The organism is Sporomusa intestinalis (assembly GCF_055383785.1).
In genome coordinates, this window is the sequence record NZ_AP042390.1 from 4,217,311 (window position 1) to 4,236,255 (window position 18,945).

General features: G+C 52.6%; 17 protein-coding genes. All 17 read right to left on the reverse strand.

Going from position 1 to position 18,945, the window contains the following annotated elements; all coding sequences use genetic code 11:
* Positions 1–101 precede the first annotated feature (101 nt).
* Positions 102–1,424, reverse strand: a complete 1,323-nt coding sequence (locus ACZ481_RS19645) for an MFS transporter (protein WP_464767029.1) — start codon at positions 1,422–1,424, stop codon at positions 102–104.
* A gap of 106 nt (positions 1,425–1,530) precedes the next feature.
* Positions 1,531–2,814: an MFS transporter gene (locus tag ACZ481_RS19650; protein WP_464767030.1), complete on the reverse strand. Its 1,284-nt coding sequence runs from the start codon at positions 2,812–2,814 to the stop codon at positions 1,531–1,533.
* A 238-nt stretch (positions 2,815–3,052) separates the two neighbouring features.
* Positions 3,053–3,685 (reverse strand): corrinoid protein, encoded by a 633-nt coding sequence (locus ACZ481_RS19655; RefSeq protein WP_464767031.1) that lies wholly within the window; start codon positions 3,683–3,685, stop codon positions 3,053–3,055.
* A gap of 101 nt (positions 3,686–3,786) precedes the next feature.
* Positions 3,787–4,581 (reverse strand): methyltetrahydrofolate cobalamin methyltransferase, encoded by a 795-nt coding sequence (locus ACZ481_RS19660; RefSeq protein WP_464767032.1) that lies wholly within the window; start codon positions 4,579–4,581, stop codon positions 3,787–3,789.
* A 92-nt stretch (positions 4,582–4,673) separates the two neighbouring features.
* The gene (locus ACZ481_RS19665) at positions 4,674–5,801 is read right to left on the reverse strand and encodes a uroporphyrinogen decarboxylase family protein (RefSeq protein ID WP_464767033.1); all 1,128 of its coding nucleotides are present in this window, start codon (positions 5,799–5,801) and stop codon (positions 4,674–4,676) included.
* An 83-nt stretch (positions 5,802–5,884) separates the two neighbouring features.
* On the reverse strand, positions 5,885–6,598 hold the full coding sequence (locus ACZ481_RS19670) for a GntR family transcriptional regulator (protein WP_464767034.1): 714 nt from the start codon (positions 6,596–6,598) through the stop codon (positions 5,885–5,887).
* A 245-nt stretch (positions 6,599–6,843) separates the two neighbouring features.
* Positions 6,844–7,287, reverse strand: coding sequence for a universal stress protein (locus ACZ481_RS19675; RefSeq protein ID WP_464767035.1), 444 nt, complete (start codon positions 7,285–7,287; stop codon positions 6,844–6,846).
* 18 nt (positions 7,288–7,305) lie between these two features.
* Entirely contained in the window at positions 7,306–8,889 is a 1,584-nt protein-coding gene (locus tag ACZ481_RS19680) for a DHA2 family efflux MFS transporter permease subunit (protein ID WP_464767036.1), read from the reverse strand.
* 21 nt (positions 8,890–8,910) lie between these two features.
* Positions 8,911–9,930 (reverse strand): HlyD family secretion protein, encoded by a 1,020-nt coding sequence (locus tag ACZ481_RS19685; RefSeq protein WP_464767037.1) that lies wholly within the window; start codon positions 9,928–9,930, stop codon positions 8,911–8,913.
* 71 nt (positions 9,931–10,001) lie between these two features.
* Positions 10,002–10,361 carry a PadR family transcriptional regulator gene (locus ACZ481_RS19690; RefSeq protein WP_464767038.1) on the reverse strand — a complete coding sequence of 120 codons (360 nt, stop codon included), beginning with the start codon at positions 10,359–10,361 and terminating at the stop codon, positions 10,002–10,004.
* A 175-nt stretch (positions 10,362–10,536) separates the two neighbouring features.
* The gene (locus tag ACZ481_RS19695; RefSeq protein ID WP_464767039.1) at positions 10,537–11,772 is read right to left on the reverse strand and encodes a pyridoxal-phosphate-dependent aminotransferase family protein; all 1,236 of its coding nucleotides are present in this window, start codon (positions 11,770–11,772) and stop codon (positions 10,537–10,539) included.
* Positions 11,773–12,012: 240 nt separating this feature from the next.
* A complete protein-coding gene (gene arcC, locus ACZ481_RS19700) occupies positions 12,013–13,020 on the reverse strand; it encodes a carbamate kinase (protein WP_464767040.1) in 1,008 nt (335 codons plus the stop codon).
* An 18-nt stretch (positions 13,021–13,038) separates the two neighbouring features.
* Complete coding sequence (locus ACZ481_RS19705) at positions 13,039–13,200, reverse strand: hypothetical protein (RefSeq protein ID WP_464767041.1); 162 nt, start codon at positions 13,198–13,200, stop codon at positions 13,039–13,041.
* A 5-nt stretch (positions 13,201–13,205) separates the two neighbouring features.
* Positions 13,206–14,798: an L-lactate permease gene (locus tag ACZ481_RS19710; protein WP_464767042.1), complete on the reverse strand. Its 1,593-nt coding sequence runs from the start codon at positions 14,796–14,798 to the stop codon at positions 13,206–13,208.
* Positions 14,799–14,808: 10 nt separating this feature from the next.
* On the reverse strand, positions 14,809–16,215 hold the full coding sequence (locus ACZ481_RS19715; RefSeq protein WP_464767043.1) for a YlbE family protein: 1,407 nt from the start codon (positions 16,213–16,215) through the stop codon (positions 14,809–14,811).
* The gene (gene fdrA / locus ACZ481_RS19720; protein WP_464767044.1) at positions 16,205–17,767 is read right to left on the reverse strand and encodes an acyl-CoA synthetase FdrA; all 1,563 of its coding nucleotides are present in this window, start codon (positions 17,765–17,767) and stop codon (positions 16,205–16,207) included. The genes ACZ481_RS19715 and fdrA overlap by 11 nt, the downstream gene beginning before the upstream one ends.
* Complete coding sequence (locus ACZ481_RS19725; protein WP_464767045.1) at positions 17,764–18,726, reverse strand: oxamate carbamoyltransferase subunit AllH family protein; 963 nt, start codon at positions 18,724–18,726, stop codon at positions 17,764–17,766. The genes fdrA and ACZ481_RS19725 overlap by 4 nt, the downstream gene beginning before the upstream one ends.
* Between the last annotated feature and the right edge of the window lie 219 nt (positions 18,727–18,945).

Genomic DNA, 18,945 nt, shown 5'->3' on the forward strand with positions numbered 1-18,945 from the left:
AAACTCTCCTCCCAAAATAAATACCTGAGGCATTGGCCGGCAGTTTCACCCAGCCACCGGTCGACGCTTTAGTTGAAATATTCACGAAATTGAATAGCTGCTTATGCGTCTTTGCCATTGCTAACGCCGGCAGCCGTTTTATTGGTTTCCTCAATGCCAGCCGTTATCGACGGCAATGTGAAGGAAACCAGGAAACCGGTCAGTAAGAAGCCGGCAAGAACATATATACCGGTATTCATGCTCCCCATGTTAGTTATAATCCAGCCAACCATGAACGGTCCCATAAAACCGCCCAGATTACCGATGGCGTTGATGATGCCCCGAGCACCACCGGCCACTTCACTGGGAAACAACATCGGCGGGATGGACCAGAATACACCGCTGAAACTTTGTAAAAAGAAGCCGCAGACTACAAGGAATGCAAACGAGAGCCCGATCATATCTTTGGTAAGAACAGATAAGATGAGGGCAATAGCAAAGCCCAAAGCCGGTAAGCCGGTATAGAGCCGCCTGTTGCCGGTATGGTCGGCCCGGGAAGCAACCAAATACTGCCCGATAATAGTCGCAATATAGGGAACAGCTGATAAAAAACCAATGGCAGTCATGCCACTATTGGTAAGTGACTTCAGAATCGTGGGCAGCCACATAACATAACCGTAAATGCCGACATTATAGCACAAATAAATGGTGGTTAATTTCCAGACATTAGGGTTAACCAGTATCTGTTTATACGAAACAGGCGTATCACCGGCTGCCTTGATGCTCTGTTGTTCTTCGGCAATCTTCTGATTGATATAGTCACGCTCTTCTTTGGATATCCATTTTGCCTGATCCGGCCGGTCACTGATAAGCGGCCACCAAACAAAAATCAGCGCAATCGATAGTATCCCTTCCCGAAAGAACAGGCCGCGCCAACCCCATTCACTGATCATCCAGCCGTTAAGCGGCCCGCTGATAATTTGTGCGATCGCAGCATTCATAATAAAGAAAGCATTGGCACGGGCCCGTTCTTCTTTAGGGAACCAATGACTAATAATGGCCAGCATGGCCGGCCAAACCCCCCCTTCGGCCACACCAAGGAAAAAGCGCACTACCATGAGCTGCCATTCATTTTGCACAAGACCGGTAAGAATAGACAATCCACCCCAAAAAACAATGGTGCCGGCAATGAACTTCTTGGCACTGGCACGCTCGGCAAGATGACCACCGGGAATTTGTAATAATAAATAACCAAAAAAGAAGATGCCTGCCGCCATCCCGGCGGCCGTTGCCGTAAGACCAATGTCTTTGTCCATGCCGCCGGCTATGGCGAAACCCAGGTTAGTCCGGTCCATATAGGAAAAGATGTAGACGAGCATGGCTGGTGGAATAATCCGCCACCAGCGTTGCTGGGGAATTTTTTTTGCTGTTGCCTCTAACGCCATTTTATAACCCCCTATTTTCTCCATTGAATTAGTTACAAACAACATACCATAACTTTTTTGGTTTTAACGCATGAAGGTACTGCCGCAGTGCAAACCTATTTTGTGTTTAAGTATTCGGCCCTTGTATCGGCTCTACTTTGCCAAGTCCAAAAATGTAAATCAAAGCACTTACCAGACAAGCCGCACCGGAAATAGCAAGTGCCGGAATGAAGGAGCCTGTCACCGTAATAATATAGCCGGTAACAATGGGACCAAGAATACCGCCGATATTGGATGCACAATTCTGAATTCCGGTTAAAACGGACGTCATATTCCGCGGCGCAATGTCGCCTGCTAATGCCCATATGGATGAGGCTGCAAATGCCAACCCGCCATATGATACGCACAATAAGGCAATCGCGACGATATTAGACTGCGCCAAGCCCGCAAATGCGATTGAAGTAGCTGCAAGCAGACCTACCCCCAGGTTAAGCTTGCGTGAAAAAGTAAGACTGCCCGTTTTTTGATAGGTATAGTCGAGTAGAATACCCCCACTCCATTGAGCTATAATACCCGCCAATGGCGGCAGCATAGCGGAGTATCCCATACTCATCATTTGAATCCCACGTTCTTTGACTAAATAAGTTGGAAACCAGGTAATAAAGAAAAACATGGCATAATTAAATAAAAAGAAACCCAAGCACATAGCGATGATGTTGCGATATTTTAGAAGCTCATACCATTTCATCGGTTGTGTTTTGTCAATACCTTCTTTTTTCGCCTGGCCATCACGAATATATTTTAACTCTAATGCATTAATAGACTTATGCTGTTCCGGGTCCCGGTAATAAGCCATCCAGGCTATAACCCAGAAAACACCGATAGCACCACATATGACAAAAGGAATCTCCCAGCCATACACACTGACCATCCAGGCCACCAGGGGCATCGTAAACGCTGTACCAAATTTTGTGCCGCTGTCAAAAAAAGCCGACACCCGCCCCCGTTCATGATCAGGAAACCACTTTGCGGTAATACCGGTATTACAGGGATACACAGCCGCCTCGCCCGCTCCCATGAACAGGCGGGCGCCAATTAACCCGCCAGTAGTCCTTGCCAAGGCCGTAGCGGCTGTAGCCAAAGACCACCACATGACGGCGCAAGCGAAAGTAATTCGCTGCCCAATCTTATCAGCCAGCCAACCGGCGGGGATCTGAAAAGCCGCATAGCTCCAGAAAAAAGCAGACATGATAACGCCCATTTCGGTAGGTGACAATTGAAAATCTTTCATGATAGCGGGTGCGGCTGCTGACATAACAGTGCGGTCAAGATAGTTAATTACCATTGCAGCCCACATAAACACGGCTATTATCCAACGTACATTAGTCTTTTTGCCTGAATTTTCATTCATGTGCTCACTCCATTCATTTGTATGCTTATTAATTCAAATGAAAGGCAATGGCATGACAGCACTGAGCCGCTCGCGCGATTAGGTCTCCATATTCTCGCTTAAAAAGCCAGACTGTTATAATGCTGTACATAGATTCAGCTCAATAAAAATGGATAGACAATCCATATATACTCACACCCAAAATGCCTTTGCAGGCTACCGTACAACTAACACTTCAGTTATTTACCCCTCTTACAGGCTAACAAAGCTGAGCTTTGCAGATCTCTACGGCCGCCCCGGCGTCGGCTGCATAGGCATCGGCACCAATTTCATCGGCAAAATCCTGGGTTACCGGTGCACCGCCAATAACAATTCGAACCTGGTCCCGGATGCCGGCAGCCTTAATCGCCTGTATCGTAGCGTCAATCTCCCGCATGGTTGTGGTAAGCAGGGCACAAATACCAACGATCTGGGGCCGGTGTTCTTGGATAGCGGAGACAAACCTCTCGGCTGGAACATCAATGCCGATATCGACAACTTCAAAGCCGGCTCCCTGCAGAATCATGGCTACCAGATTCTTGCCAATATCATGCAAGTCGCCGTGAACGGTACCGATGAGAAACTTGCCAATATACTGGCGCTCGCCTGGGGCAAACAGCGGTTCGATAAGCTTAACTCCGGCCTGCATGGCCTTGGCGGCTACCAGCATTTCCGGAACGAATATCTCCCCTTTTTTAAAGTCATCGCCAACGACTTCCATCGCCGGAATAAACCCTTCACCAATAATGACACTGGGACTGATGCCTGCAGCGATCGCTTTGTTTACTAGTTCCTGCACTTTTTTAGCCGAGCCATTCATTGTGGCTTCTTTAATTTGTTCGATGACTGACATCTTCTAACTCCTCCTCTTTTCCTGACAATAAATTATACTTTACCTGGCTTCATGCAATCGACTTCGGGTTTGCAGCAGCCCGGCGCAAACCAATTTTTTCTTTATCCTAAGCGCCCGGCGCGAAATCCCTTGATATACGCCATGCAGTATTCATCCCGACCGGTTAAGGCTTCCCCGGCATAAATGGCCTTAATCATCTCTTTGTTCATGGGATCGCAAATGACGGCGTCCAAGCCGGCAATGATACACATGATCATGAATGACCGGTTCAACAGTCCCCGTCCAGGCAAGCCAAATGACACGTTAGAGAGACCGCAAATGGTATGAATGCCGGGATACTCGCGCATAATGCTGGCAATAGTCTCAAAAACGGCTACGGCCTGAGCGCCATCGGTCGATATTGGCTGAATCAACGGGTCAATATAAATGTCATCCAGTTCTATCCCGTCTTTAGTCAGCCTGTCAATTAGTTTTCCGGCCACTTGGATCCGGTCTTTAGCCGTAGTCGGCATGCCGGTATCATCCATAGCCAGAGCCACAACGCCGGCCCGGTGCTCCCGCACCAGCGGCATAATCTGCTCATAACGGTCCCGTTCCCCGCTGATAGAGTTAATAAGCGCTTTGCCTTTGTGTTCTTTCAGCGCCTGAGCCAAAGCTAGCGGGTTTGGACTGTCAATACATAGCGGACTATCTAGCTGTTCCTGTACTGTTTTTACCAGCCAAACCAGGGCGGCCGGTTCTTCTTCCAATAAAGTTCCGCAATTTACATCCACATATTGACTGCCCGCCTTAACCTGATTTTCGGCCTCCAACTGAATTAAGGCAGCATCCCGGTTGCGTACAGCCGGTTCAATGCCTGGACGACTTGTGTTAATTCTTTCGCCAACGATTAGCATGCAGATAATTCTCCTTTCCCGCCATATATGATAGGCTGTCGTAGTTAACTTTCAATACTTAAAGCTTTAAACTTTAAGCTTAAAATACGTTATTAATAATCTGCATACTCCTTATATGCCTCATACATAGCAATGATATTTTCTGTCGGCACTTCCGGCATAATATTATGAACCTGGGCAAATACAAAGCCGCCGCCGGCTTTAAATATGTCGATATTTTTTTTCACCTGTTTTTTCACATCGTCCGGTGTACCAAAGGCTAGCGTATGCTGGGTATCCACGCCGCCGCCCCAAAAAGTAATTTTACCGCCAAACTCTCTTTTCAACTCGGCAGGGTCCATGTTCTTGGCCGTGATCTGAACCGGATTAATAGCATCCACCCCAATCTCAATCAAATCAGGAATAATATCCCGGATTGCGCCGCAGGAATGAAGCAGAATTTTGCATTCGCATTTTTCTTTTATATGTTTATACAGTGCAGCCTGCCGTGGTTTAATCAGTTTTCTGTACATCCGGGGCGATAATATCAGGCTGGTTTGAGTGCCCAGATCGTCCGCTATTTTTACAATGTCAATATCTTTGCCAATGCGTTCTAATATGAAATCTGTCCACTTCAAATAGAAATCCAGTATCCGGTCTAGGAGAGCTTCGGCTAAACCATCATCAGTTGCCAGGTCAGCATAAAAATCAGCATTGCCCCTTAGCCAGGAAGGCAATCCAAACATGCATTCCCGCAAACCTTCGAGAATTAGGCAATAATCCTTTTTATATGTGCTGATTCTTTCCGCCAAACCTGCCAGTACGAGCTCATTGCAGGGATCGGGAAATTGATATTTATCCAAATCTTCAATAACTTGTGCTGCTGACAAAGGATGTTTATAAAAATTATAGTAATTGCCGTCAGGATTCTCTTTGTAGCCAATATGCCACTGGTCTGTGTATATGCCTGTCTTCTCATCGTACTTCCAAGGCAATTCCGAAATAAATATCGACCTTGTATCACAGCCAAAGTACTGTAAAATGGCTTCATCCGGCACTACTACCTTTTGATTGATGGCTTTGATTTCACTGCCATGATCTGTTATGTTTAAATACTGTTTAAGTCTTTTTTCGACCGTTACATGCATGGTGGTATTGTTTATACCGCCAATATCCAATGGAACCCGGTCCGCCTCCCGGTAATTCAAGGCTGCCAGAACTCTTTCTTTTGGTGTTGTCATGTTTTATATCCTTTCTTTATGTATTACTAACTGCGTAGCGCAATGATCACTAATACCACTCTATGCTTCTGCACTACGGCAGTTTAGTTTTGATTAGTCATAAACTCCAGCATATCGCTTTTAACATTCTCAATATGCTGTTCCAGGTTTTTCACAAGCAAGGACTCATTTTTACTGATCAATGCTTCATAAATCAGGCGATGCTCCCTGAGTGCTGCTTCGCCTCTCTTTAATGGCAAATCACGGTAAATATAGTTATTGAAGGCCATATTAATGGCTTTAAGTTTTTTGTATTCCTTCATCATCATTTCATTGTCAGCCAACGATATCAGGGTTAGATGAAATGCCTGATCAATTTTCAGATGACTGATATAGTTATAGGAGGCATGTTGCTCAGCCAGTTGCTCCATTTGCTGCATTTTAGCCAATAATTTAGCTTTGACGTCAGGTCGGTCATCTATCACCTTGACGGCTAGCCGGGCACTAAAGGACTCATACATGAACCGCATATCATTTACTTCAATAATATCTTTAGGTCCAAATTTTTTTACCTGCATGCCCCGTCGAGGTACTGTCTCGACCAAACCTTCGGCAACCAGTCTGTTCAAGGCTTCCTTTATTGGCGTGTTGCTAATATTGTAAGCCTTTATCAGTTCATCAACGACCAACTTGTGCCCTGGAGTAAATTTTCCCAGACAGATGCTGTTACGAATTTCTTCATAAACAATCTCAGTAAGTGATGGACGCTCAAAACCATTTTCAATCATCTTGTTTTCACCAATCTTATGATTTTTCAAAAATATCAGCTTTATGTTTTAAGCTTAAAACATATTATTATTTTATAGCAAAATCAAGTTTTCCGCAAGAAAATTTAGATAATATTTTTATTTTACATTTTTTCTGACAGCGGAAACTATCTGCGAACTAATTAGATCAGTATATTTATTCCTATACATTAGTAGAAAAAAGGTATAGGTCCCCTATACCTTAACCCGCATCTTTGCCAGCAGTTTTCTGCTATCACATACAGCCTCTTCGCCTGCTATTTCGCAACCATAACAGGGCAGGCAGCGCGATGGAGAACATAACTGCTGACACTGCCGAGTACCAGTTCTTTAATTGTGCCCAGGCCGCGGCGGCCCATAACGATTAAATCATAGCCATTGGCAGCGCAGAAGCTTACAATGACTTCCGGCGGCGAACCGATTTTCATAAAGCCCTGGGCCCGGACGGCAGGCGGCAATTGCTGCAAAGCCTCGTCGATCATCAACTGGCCGGCTTCCTGGAGGTTCTCAAAAACGCGGTCCGGGATATATACGCCCATATTGCTTTGGCCGACCGAGGAGATGACCGCCGCCAGATTCACCACATGCAGGATGCCGACAGAGGCCTGGCACAATCCGGCCAGATAGCCGGCATAGGCCAAAGCCCGCCGGGAATTCTCCGACCCATCTACAGGAACCAGAATATTGCTAAAAGCGAGCATTTCCCTTCCCCCTTTTGCTTAATGACGCTCCGGCGGCCCGGGGCTTGCGTCTGCCTGTTGCCGGCGAATCAGCAGTGCCAGCAAGCCGCCGCCAAAGCACACGATGGCAACGGTATAAAACACATCCTGAAATGACAATATTGTCGCCTGACGGGCAATCATCTCATATAATATCGCTTTGAACATGACATACTGCTGCGGCAGGAAGCCCTGGCCGGTCAGCCAGCCCTGGGCGGCTGTCAGCAGCATGGAGTTGTCCATCCCCTGTTTGCCCCACAGGGCCTGAAGCAGGCGGAATATTTCATTCCCCGAATGGGCAGCAGGATGTAAGTATTCCTTTAATACCACAGTATGATATATTTCTCTTCGCGTCAATAGGGTTTCGGCAAAAACTACGCCCATACTGCCGCCAATGATTTTCGACAGGTTAAAAATGCCGGAGCCGACACCGATTTTATCCCGTGGCAGCGACGACACGGCACAATTGGTCAGCGGTGACATGGTCAGGCCGAGCCCCATCCCAAACAGGGCCAAACGGAAAAAGAAGTCGCGCCGCGAATAGTCCGCGCTGATAGTATCCAGGGAGTAAAGCGCAGCGGCAATCATCATAATGCCGGTAAAGGCCGGCAGACGGGAGCCGAAACGATCGGCCAGCCGTCCGCCCAGCGGCGAAAACACAACCATGGCCGCAGTAAGCGGCAGTAACATCAAACCGGCGGTAGTCGAACTATAGCCGAGGATGGATTTCAGAAAAAACGGCAATAAAAAGTTCCCCCCGAAAAAGGCAACAAAGGATATAAACCCGACCAGGTTGGCCACCGTAAAAGTGGCATTGCCAAATAACCGCATATCAAGCATCGGGTTTTCCACCTTGCATTCCACGGCCAGGAACAAGACAAACGCCGCGAACGCCATATAGAATAATAATAAAATATACAGCGAATCCCAGCCTTCTTTCTGGCCCTGATTCAGGGCCACCAGCAGGGCGCTGATGCTGCTGATCAGCAAAGCAGCTCCCAGGTAATCAACCGTAACCCCGGTGTTGCGGCTGGATTTCGGTATTACGGCCCAGGCGATGATAACACTAAGTACACAAACAGGCCCCACCGAAAAGAAAACCCAGCGCCAGTCAAACAGCTCGATTAAATAGCCGCCGACTGTCGGCCCCAGCGCACTGCCGGCAGCAGCCATCGCACTCCACAGGCCTAATGCCTGACCACGCTCATGGGCAGCAAAGGTTTCGGCCACAATCGTCATGGCATTGGGCAATAACATGCCGGCCCCGATACCCTGAACAACCCGGAAAAAAATCATGCTGGACGAATTTGCCGCCAGACCGCAAAGCAAGGACGCCGCGGTAAACAGGATTAACCCCAATATGTACACCGTCTTGGCGCCAAACTGGTCGCCCAGCTTGCCGGTCAGCGGCAGGGTCGAACCGTAGGGCAGCATATACCCCAGCGATACCCATACAATCGAGTCCATATTGAAATTTAAGGCGGCCATTATGTTCGGGAGAGCAATATTAACACAGCTGCTGACATAGGCGCTCAAAACGGTGCCGAGACAAACAGCACATAAGATAACGTATTTTTTTATCATAATAACCCTTCAATCCCGCTGTCAGCCGGTAATAATCCTGATCACAGCCGACATGCCCGGCTTAAGTACATATTCGGACGCCTCCGCCTGGATCTTGATCGGCAGCCGCTGGGTCACTTTGGTAAAGTTGGCTGCGGTGTTTTCGGTTGGCAGCAAGGCAAACTGCGACCCCGACGCCGGCCCCACCTCAATGACCGTGCCGATAAATTTTTTATTAGGGTAGGCATCAATTGTAAACTCAACCGGCTGGCCCACTTTTACCCGCCCGATGTAGGTCTCCTCAATATTGGCGCCAATCCAGACATCGGCCAGGTTGCTTATACTAAATAGCTGCTGGCCAAAAGAAATGATTTCCCCGTCCTCGGCTGATTTCAGGGCAATTACACCGGCGGCCGGCGCTTTAATGGTTGTATCGGCCAATTGGATTTCGGCATTTTTCAATACGGCCAGGGCCTGCTGCACCTGCGCCCGGGCAATCATGATATCCTCCTGCCGGGAGCCTTCGACACTCAGGCTATACTGCTCCGTGGCAGCACTGTACTGGGCCTGGGCGATCGCCAGGGCCGTCCGGCTGGCATCGCGCTGCTGCACGGCAATGGCGCCCTGCTGATACAGGATTTGATCCCGCTCACTGTTTCTCCGGGCATTTTCCAGATTGGCTTTGGCCTGCAGGGCAGCGGCATTGGCCTGGGCTATCTCCTGCGGTCTGTTGCCGGCCAGCACCGCCGCCAGCTTCGCCTGTGCCACGGCGAGATTGGCCTTCGCCTGCTCCACCTGGGCGGCAAACTCCTGCTGCTCAAGCACGGCCATGATCTGACCGGCTTGGACATTATCACCTTCTTTAACCAGGACTTTGTCGATCCTGCCGTTGATTTTGGCGCTTACGGCAATAATTGTTCCTTTTACCCGGGCATCGTCTGTAGCTACAACCCGGCTGCTGTACAGCCACCACCATAGGCCGCCGGCCAGCAGGACCGCTGCCAGCAGACCACTAATGATCAGCAGGTGTCGGTTACTTAGTTTTGCAGTCCCTGTACTCACAGATTTTTCCCTCACCTTTTCTGATTCTTTCCCTGCATGTACGATAGCTGGGGCAGCTTGTTCCGCTCCTGCTACTGTGACAGTAGATCGGCGCGCAGAATCGCAACCTTCCGCTCCAGTTCCTGCAGCCGTTCTTCGAGCATGACGGCCAGCGCCGGGATGCGGGCGGCACCGGTTTCAGTTATGGTATAAATGCGTTTGCCCCGCGTAACCGGGCTGTTCCATTCGCCGGTAATATATCCTTTTTCCTCCATAATCCGCAATAAGGGATACAAGGCATTGGTATTGGGCGTATAAGCGGTTTGCGTGCGCTGCTTGATTTCTTCTGCCAGTTTATTGCCATGGGCAGGACCCTGCTGCAATATTTTTAATATGTATAAGCCCAAAACCAAGCGCATGTAACTTAAATAATCATTTCTTTTGGCCGACAAGCAAATAGCCTCCTTTATTATTGATATTATTATTAATAATATCAAGTTTTTTTTACCAGGTCAATATATAACGCGCCTTCCTTGCCGCCTGCTGATAAATTGATCCATTGTGCGCACAAGAATAACCGCAGGCCCAAAATTTTTCAGGCCTGCGGTCATCAATCCCCCACCATGTCTATACGGCTGACGGCTGCGCCCGGTATACGGCTAAAGCCGCCTGTACCGCCCGGCCGGCGGGGATAGCCGCTCCATGCCATAGCAGAACGGCCTCTAACGCCCCTAAGACATGGAGGATATTTTTCTGTCGGCAGCTGTAGCCCATTGTCCCAATCCGCCAGATTTTCCCTGTAAGCGGGCCGAAGGAGCTGGCTATTTCAATGTGAAAATCCTCCAGCAGCATGCGGCGGACGGCTTCGCCGTCAATCCCGGCCGGAATCGAAACAGCAGTTACCACCGGCAGCTTGCACACCGGATTGCCGTACAGCTTCAGCCCCATGGCCTGAATACCCTGCATAAGCGCTTTTTCATGCCAGGCATGCCTGGCAAATCTCGTCTCAAGCCCCTCTTCCAGTATAATTCGCAGCCCTTCCCGCAGAGCATACAGCATGGTGGTTGCCTCCGTATGGTGATTCAGGCGGGCCGGACTCCAGTAATCCATCAACTGGCTAAGGTCAAAATAGTTGCTGCGGATCATCCGCTGCTGATTGGTTTTGTATTCGTCAGGCTCCACTAATCCCCGCTCAATCTTTTTCCGCGCCAGCAGCAGGGCCTCGATCCGGGAATTAAAGGTAACCGGTGCCATCCCGGCGGGAACAGATAAGCATTTTTGGGTGCCGCCGATGGCGGCATCAATGTTCCATTCGTCCACCTTAACAGCGGTCCCGCCGAGCGTAGCCACCGCATCGACGACAAACAGAATATCCAAAGCCCGGCAGGCTTCACCAATAGCCTGGAGCGGCTGCATGCAACCGGTTGAAGTTTCGCCGTGAACCATGGCCACGATTTTCGGGTTAAGCTGTTGCATAGCCCGGATAACCACCTGAGGCGCAAATACCTGGCCCCACTCGCTCTCAATTGTTGCAACCTCCGCCCCGTAACGCTCGGCAATTTCCGTAAGCAGCTGGCCAAAACGGCCATAAACCGGAACCAGCACCCGGTCCCCGGGTTCAATAATACTGCCGAGAACCGCCTCAATCCCGGCCCGGGAAGTACCGTCAACGGGAAAAGCCCATTGATTTTCTGTCTGAAAAACAGCTCTGAGCATAGCCATCGTTTCATTCATAATCCCGGTAAATTCGGGATCAAACTGTCCCAGAACCGGGGTACCCATGGCTCGCAACACCCGGGGTTCAGCCTCCACCGGCCCCGGGGTCATCAGCGTGCGTACAGAAGTGTTTAAGTCTTTATACATTAGATCAGGTCTCCTTTTTCTTGCTATTACAGCTGGCAGAGCTCCTGGACAAGCTGTTCTCATTACCATAATTAATTTCAACTTACCACAGGCCGCCGGCCCAGTCAATAAACAGCAGACCAGCAAAAAGGCAAAAAAAAGCAGGCAGCAGCAGGACGTGGCTGTTCAGCCCCATCCTGCTGCTTGTTCTCACGGCGAATGCGCCACCCTTTTGTCTTGTGCCTGCCCGGAACAATTATATTATTGCCCCCTGGCCCTGCTGCCGGTTTTCTGTTCTGCAATCAGGCTCTGTCCCTCCGGCCGGCCGCCCAGGCCAATAACCGTCCCGGTTGCCCCCTGGATAGCGGCACAAATGTTATGTAAGGTAGTGATAACGGCCCGCTTACCGCCCTGTCTGACGAATTCGACGGCAGCCCTGATTTTAGGAGCCATGCTGCCTTCGGGAAACTGGCCGGCAGCTAAATACGCCTCGGCTTGCCATACCGGCAAATAGTCCAGCTGCCGTTCATCCGGCTGCCGATAGTTTATGCATACCTTTTCCACGCCGGTCAGCAGCAGAAGATAGTCGGCTCCCACCATCCTGGCCAGGAGCGAGGAGGCCGCATCTTTGTCGACCACGGCCGCGACACCTGCCAGGCCGGTATCGGCTCTGACAACAGGTATGCCGCCGCCACCGGCGGCGATCACCACCTGACCGGCCCGCAGCAGGGATAGAATCGTATTTTTTTCCACAATATCCACCGGCCGGGGCGAGGGTACCACCATGCGATACCCTCGCCCGCTGTCCTCAATCATTGTCCGGCCGTATTTCCGGGAAATTTCCTCAGCCTCCCCGGCCGCATAGAAGGGACCAATCGGCTTGGTCGGCTGCCGGAAGGCTTGGTCTTCTTTATCAACAAGCACCTGGGTGACAACAGCAGCCACCTCTGCCGCCAAGCCGGCCTTATCCAGTTCATTGCGCAATACCTGCTGGATCAAATAGCCTAGCAGCCCCTGTGTTTCGGCGCCACAGGCATCCAGCGTCCCCTCGGCGACAATGGCGGCCGACAGTTTATGCCGCAGTAAGGTCTGCCCCACCTGCGGCCCGTTGCCGTGGGTGACAACAACCTGATACCCCTGCCGGACCAAGCCGGCTATTTTACTGCAGACAACCCGGATATTGGCAAGCTGCTCATCAATCGTTCCCTGATTATTTTCACTTAATATGGCGTTGCCGCCGATAGCTACCACACAAAGGCCCTGTTGCATACACGCCCTCCTTGCCTCTTATCGTGCTTTCCCCCGTTTTATAAGCGGCCCCGCCATCCCCAGGAACAGCATCAGTATCCCTGCGGCTGCGCAAGCGCTGTTGCCGAGCTGGCCGCCAAAGTACAGTAACGGAAAAGCCAGGATAATCAATACCGGCAAAAATATTGCCAGTTGCTGCATTCTTCTCACCACCCCAGTTGATACGCTGTGAAAATAACCACGCCAAAGACCGCGCACAGCAGCAGGGCCCCGGCCAGAACCCGGCCGATAACCTCGCCTTCCCGGCCGAGAATCCCGGCTGCGGTTGTCCCCAACAGGATTTTGCTGGGGGCAATAATGCTGCCCACGGCACCGCCCGCGGTCTGAGCCGCCAGCAGCGGCGCCTTGTCGATCTGCAGCAGCAGGGCAATCTGCTGCTGAAAGCTGCCGAATAGTATATTGGAAGACAGATTGCTGCTGGTCATAAATGTGCCCAGCAGGCCGATAAACGGGGCGAGAATGGGATAAATCCCGCCGGCCACAGCAGCAACGCCCTGGGCCAGCACGGCTGTCTGGCCGGTCTCATCCATTACTTTGGACATCGAAATCAGGCCAATCACCGCAATCGCAGAAGGAATGGTTTTGCTCAGCGCGTTTTTCATAATGCGCTGCAGCCCGCCGGCCTGTATATAGCCCCAGTGTGCATAGCAGCCATAGCCGCAGACTGCCGCCACCAGCAGAAAGGCGCCGGAATGAATGAGCGGCGCCAGTGGCGCATAAGCCGGGTAGCTATGGGTGGCAAACCCCAGCAGGGTTGTTTTGCCGGCAAATGCCAGGGCAAACTGCCATTGCCCGAAATAGGCCTTAAGGCTGCCATTGAGCAGCACGGTGACAGCAAGGATAATCAACAGCACATACGGCAGAAAGGCCTGCTGAATACGCATTGCCGTGCCGGGCAGCCCGTCGTCAGGCTGTTCGTCCGCCGGGTCGTGCAGTTCTGCCGGCTGACGGTAATAGGTAAGCCTGCCGATAACAAAAATTAGGCCTAACGATAAGGTTACGACCACAAAGTTGCACAGCATCGGATTCAGCAGGGCCAGTCCCATCTGGCCGGCCCCCTGCAGCAGTCCCAGCAGCACTACAGTCAGCGCATTGCGCTGCAGCCCCTTGCAACCACCGGCCAGCAGGGCAATCAGCAGCCCGGCAATAAGGTTTACAACCCCCAGCAGGCCTGTAGACCACAGCACCGTTCGCTGCAGGGTCAGCGGGTCGCTTACATCCACCTGGCTGAGCAAGCCGTCCCAGGCGATCCCCAGGGTCCCGAAGGTATTGCCCCAGGCCTGTCCGAGCATGGTAATCAACACGGCAGTCAGCGGCCGGACCCCCATACTGATGAGCAGCGGCGCGCCTACCACCACCGGTACGCCAAAACCGGTAATCCCCTGCAGAAAACCGACAAAAATCCAGCCGACAGCAAGCACCTGCAGCACCTTATCCGGGGTAAAGCGCTGCATGGCGGCGCGGATGACGGCAAATGCGCCGGCCTCCCGCGACAGTTCATAGATAAGTAACGCCGGCAAGACCACAAGGATGATAGACAGGGAAGACCACATCCCCTTGGCAACTGCCAGGGCAATCATATCGGTCCCGCCGCCAAAAACCAGATAGGCAATCAGTATCGAAAACAGCAGTCCGGCTGACGCCGCCTCATCGCCGCCCCATTTACAGCGCAGCAAGAGCGCCAGCAGCACCAGAATCGGCACCAGCGCCGCCAGCCACGGCACTAAACTAACGGACATAATCCATCACCTACTCTGCTAAAGTTTCGGCAAAGGCCGCCAAAGCTCGTTCAAAGCAGCCATAAGGCGCTTTGACCACACCGGCTCCAATCTGGCCAATTCCGGGCTGCCGGTGGGCCATGCCGGTGTTAATAACCGGCACAATCCCGCTTTCAACCACCTTGCGGATATCAATCCCCAGCGGCACACCCTCAAAATTCATGGTCGCCAGCAGGAACTGGGTACTCTTCGCATAGCAAATTTCCCCCATTTCCCTGGTATAGCGCACGGCATCGGCCTGCGAACCGGCGCCCACAAACCGGACTACCGCCGGCGAGGCCGCCATGGCAACACCGCCCAGCCCGATGACTTCAATGATGGCGCTGTCGCCCATGTCCGGGTTGGCATCCTGCGGGCCGTAGCCGGGAAAATACAGGCCTTCCGGCATATTAGCCGGGGCTGTGAACCATTCTTCGCCGGTGGCTGCGACCTTGACGCCAAATTCTGTGCCGTTGCGGCACATGACGGTAACCAGGGAACTGTCCTGCACGCCTTTAGCCGGATCAGTGGTGGCTTTAGCAGCCGCCATAGCCAGATTAAGGAAAAATTGATCATTGTCGCAGATAAACCGGATAACCTTGGCTTTCTCGGCATTATCCAGGGCAAGCCGGGCAAGCTGAGGGCAAATTTTCCTGGCAAACAGGGAGGAGGCTGCCATGTTGCGCTGGTGCATCTCATCCCCCATCGCTACCGCCTGAGCCATAATAACCTTCAGGTTGATGCCGCCGCTTAAGGCGATGGCCTGATCAAGGGCCGGCCCCAGGCTGTCCCTGAACCAGATCAGCCGCTCAATCACCTCCCGGTCATTGGCCCCAAACCGCATTACCTTACCAAGCCCTTCGTTGATCGAGCAATAGGCCATGTTTCCGAAAGTCTCGTTTTGCACTGTGAACACCGGCATATGGTAGGTTATCATGCCTGTCATCGGCCCGACCGAGCCGTAATGATGGTTGGGGGCCAGCTTTATCTGACCGCCTTTAATCCTCTGTACCGCGGTTTCGTCGTCTTCAGCCAGCCCCTCAAACCGCACGGCCCCTAAAATAGCCCCCTGCAGCGGCCCGCACATGTCGTCCCACCGGATAGGCGGCCCGGCATGTAAAATCGTTGCCCTGGTCAGGCCCGGCAGCACCGTATGGGCCGGTTTAACACCGGTCAGTACCGGCTGCGCAGCGTTGTATATCCGGATAACTTTGTCATTGGCGCCGTTAATACGCTCTTCATACCTGTCCAGTAGCTTGGCCACCATCTTGTTGCCACCGGCCGGCGGCCGCCAGGAGACATGTATTGCCGGCACCTCCTGCCTGGCCAGCGTCTGCGCGAACAGCTCCAAGCCAACATTGACAACCTTCAGTTGTTGATTGAACAAATTATTTGCCATCTCCGCCATTCCTTTCTGTACCAGCTATCATTCCGGCCAGTCTGGCCGCCTCGGCATTGGTCCGGGCCACCAGCACCCCGGCTTGCCGGAGTTTCTCGGCTTGTGCCGCTTTGTTTTGCTCATCCTGGCTGGTCCCGCAGACATAGGCCACAACCGTCAGGGTATTGCCGACGGCCGCCGCCGCTTGCCTGGCGCCGGCAATAACAGGCACTAAAGCCCCGGCCGGATCTTCCCCGGCCCCATAGCCAATGACAATATCCAGCAATAATACGGCCGTCTGCCGGTCGCCGGCAGCCTGCATAATATATTCGTCGCGCAGTGAGCCGTCAATCATCGGATGGGGCCTGCCCCTGGTAAAGTGGTCGTCGCCCAGGTCGATCGCCGTATGCTGGCCTGCCACCGCAATCTCCCGGGTCAGCAGCGGCGGTGCCAAGGGAATATTAGAGTAAATAGGGCCAAGGCTTGCACCTAATATCAGCATGGCTTCGTAACACAGGGTCCCGCCGGCGTACAGGGCCCGGACATAGCGCTGGCCGGGAGCCAGCCTGGCTGCCGCCGTTTCCGCCCAATTCGCCAGGGTCGCGGCCGGCGTAGACAGCACCGGCTGCTTACCGCTTAACAGCGCCGCTTGTACAGCGGCTTCTTCCAGGGTGGCGGCAACCGTTATATTCGCTGCTGCCAGCTTGACAGCACTGCCGAGAAAGCAGAGAACCACCGGTTTACTAATGCCGGCCAGCTTTGTCAGAATCTTTTCCACAACCGGCGCTGCCGGCGGCTTGGAGATCAGCACAAGGAGGCGGGTGTTGCTGTCATTGTTCAACAAGGCAAGCGCCTGCAGCATCGTCGCCGCCCCGATGGCGGCCTTTAAATCCCGGCCGCCGGTGCCAATCGCCTGGCTAACGCCCAGTTCCAGCGCGTCCAGTAGACAGATTACCTCCTGCAAGCCGGTGCCGGCGGCGGAAATCAGGCCAATATCACCGGCTCTGACTTTATTGGCAAAGCCGATCCCTTTCCCGTTAATAATGGCGGTGCCGCAGTCAGGCCCCATAACCAGCAAGCCTTTTTCGGCGGCCATTGTTTTCAGGTAGGCTTCTTCTTCAACGGCAACATTGTCGCTGAATAAAAATACGTTTTTGCCCTGCTTCAGGGCCCGCTCCGCTTCGATCGCCGCATATTCACCCGGAACAGAGATAAAGGCCAGGTTGGTGTCCGGGTCAGCCTGATAAGCCTGGGCTGCCGCCCGGATAACCGGCTGCTCCGCCGTTTGGCTGTCAGCCGCTTTTTTCCCCAGCTGTTCATCGATTTTGGTTAATACCCACTGCACATCCACAGTGGCCGGGGCCCGGAAGGCCAGAATCAAATCATTGGGGCCGGCGTTCTCGCCCTCAGGTCCCAGCAAATCAGCTTCCTGCAAAATAACCCGGTTGGCCGGTGTTCCCATCATAACCGAAACATCATCCAATCCTTCCACCTGTTTTAGCTGTTTGGAAATAAGCATGAGGGTAACTGAATCATAATAGTTGTTCTTGCGTACTATGTTATGGATTTTCATTTGCTGACCCCTTTCTCATCACCGGTTATACCTGCAGCCAGTGCGGTAAAACCACCATATACAAAACCTATTAATAAGTCGGCACCGGAAAAGTGCCCTAACTGCATGAGGTTGCGGGCTTTAGCCAGCATTTCCTGCTTAGTTCCGGCCGTAAAGGCCTGCAGCATTTCGCCAAAGCGCTGATGATACCAGCCCTGGACACCGTATCGCAGATACTCAGCCGACAGCAGGGTGGTCAACCGGGGAGCGTTCCGCCTCAGCAGCCGCGCCATTGCCGCCGCGGCCGGCCGGCAGCGCGGCGGCGGGGTATGGACAAGACCGCCGAGAAACCCGAGCAGAAAATCATCGCCCGAGGGGGTTGAACCAGGACCCAGCCCGAGCAGGCCACAAATCCCTTCAGCCAGTGCCTGCTCCCTGTTTTCCAGGCTGCCGGCAATCAGCCGGCCAATGAGCCGGGGTACTTTTTTTCCGCCCCAGCCGGATATTTCCCCGGCCGGGCCCGGCATTCCGGCAGCATACGCATCAAGATATGCCAGCATGCCGCCCGGCCTGCCGTCGTCCCTATGCAACTGCTGCAGCAACCGCAGGCGCAGCGCAAAATCCCCGTCAGCAGCCGCAGGCTGATAAGCATACCGGCAGGAAAAACGCGGGCAGTCCCCCAGGCCCTCTATTGTCAGAGTCTTACCGATTATAACCGCATCGGCCTGGAACAGCACCTCTTGCTGCCGGTCCAGGCCGGCGCCAAGCCAGCTGCCGGCAAGGTCTACCTCCAGGCCGAAGGGAATGTGCTCCCGTCCGGACCGAACCAGGGTTAGCAGGGCGCCAGCCGCAAAGATATTTACATAGTCCCTGTGGACTGATTGTACCTGCCCGGCCGCCCGCGCCGGCGGCAGCGCCAGCGCGGAGGAAACGGCGGCTGCCTTAAGCCGCAGCATAACATCACCTGCCCTGTGCTTCATTATAATGAATTTTCCAACTTTCCCCCTAGTGCATTTGCGCCAAAAAAATCGATCAGCGCTAGGCACAATGCACACCGCCCCGGATACTCCCGCCTAAAATTCTCCAGCCCTTAGCGCACCGTCTCCCACTGCGATAAATTCTGCCGGGGGAAACAAAAAGCTGCTGCCCATAGTTTTGCACCTATCGGCAACAGCCTCTCCGGCTGATTACGGCTGTCT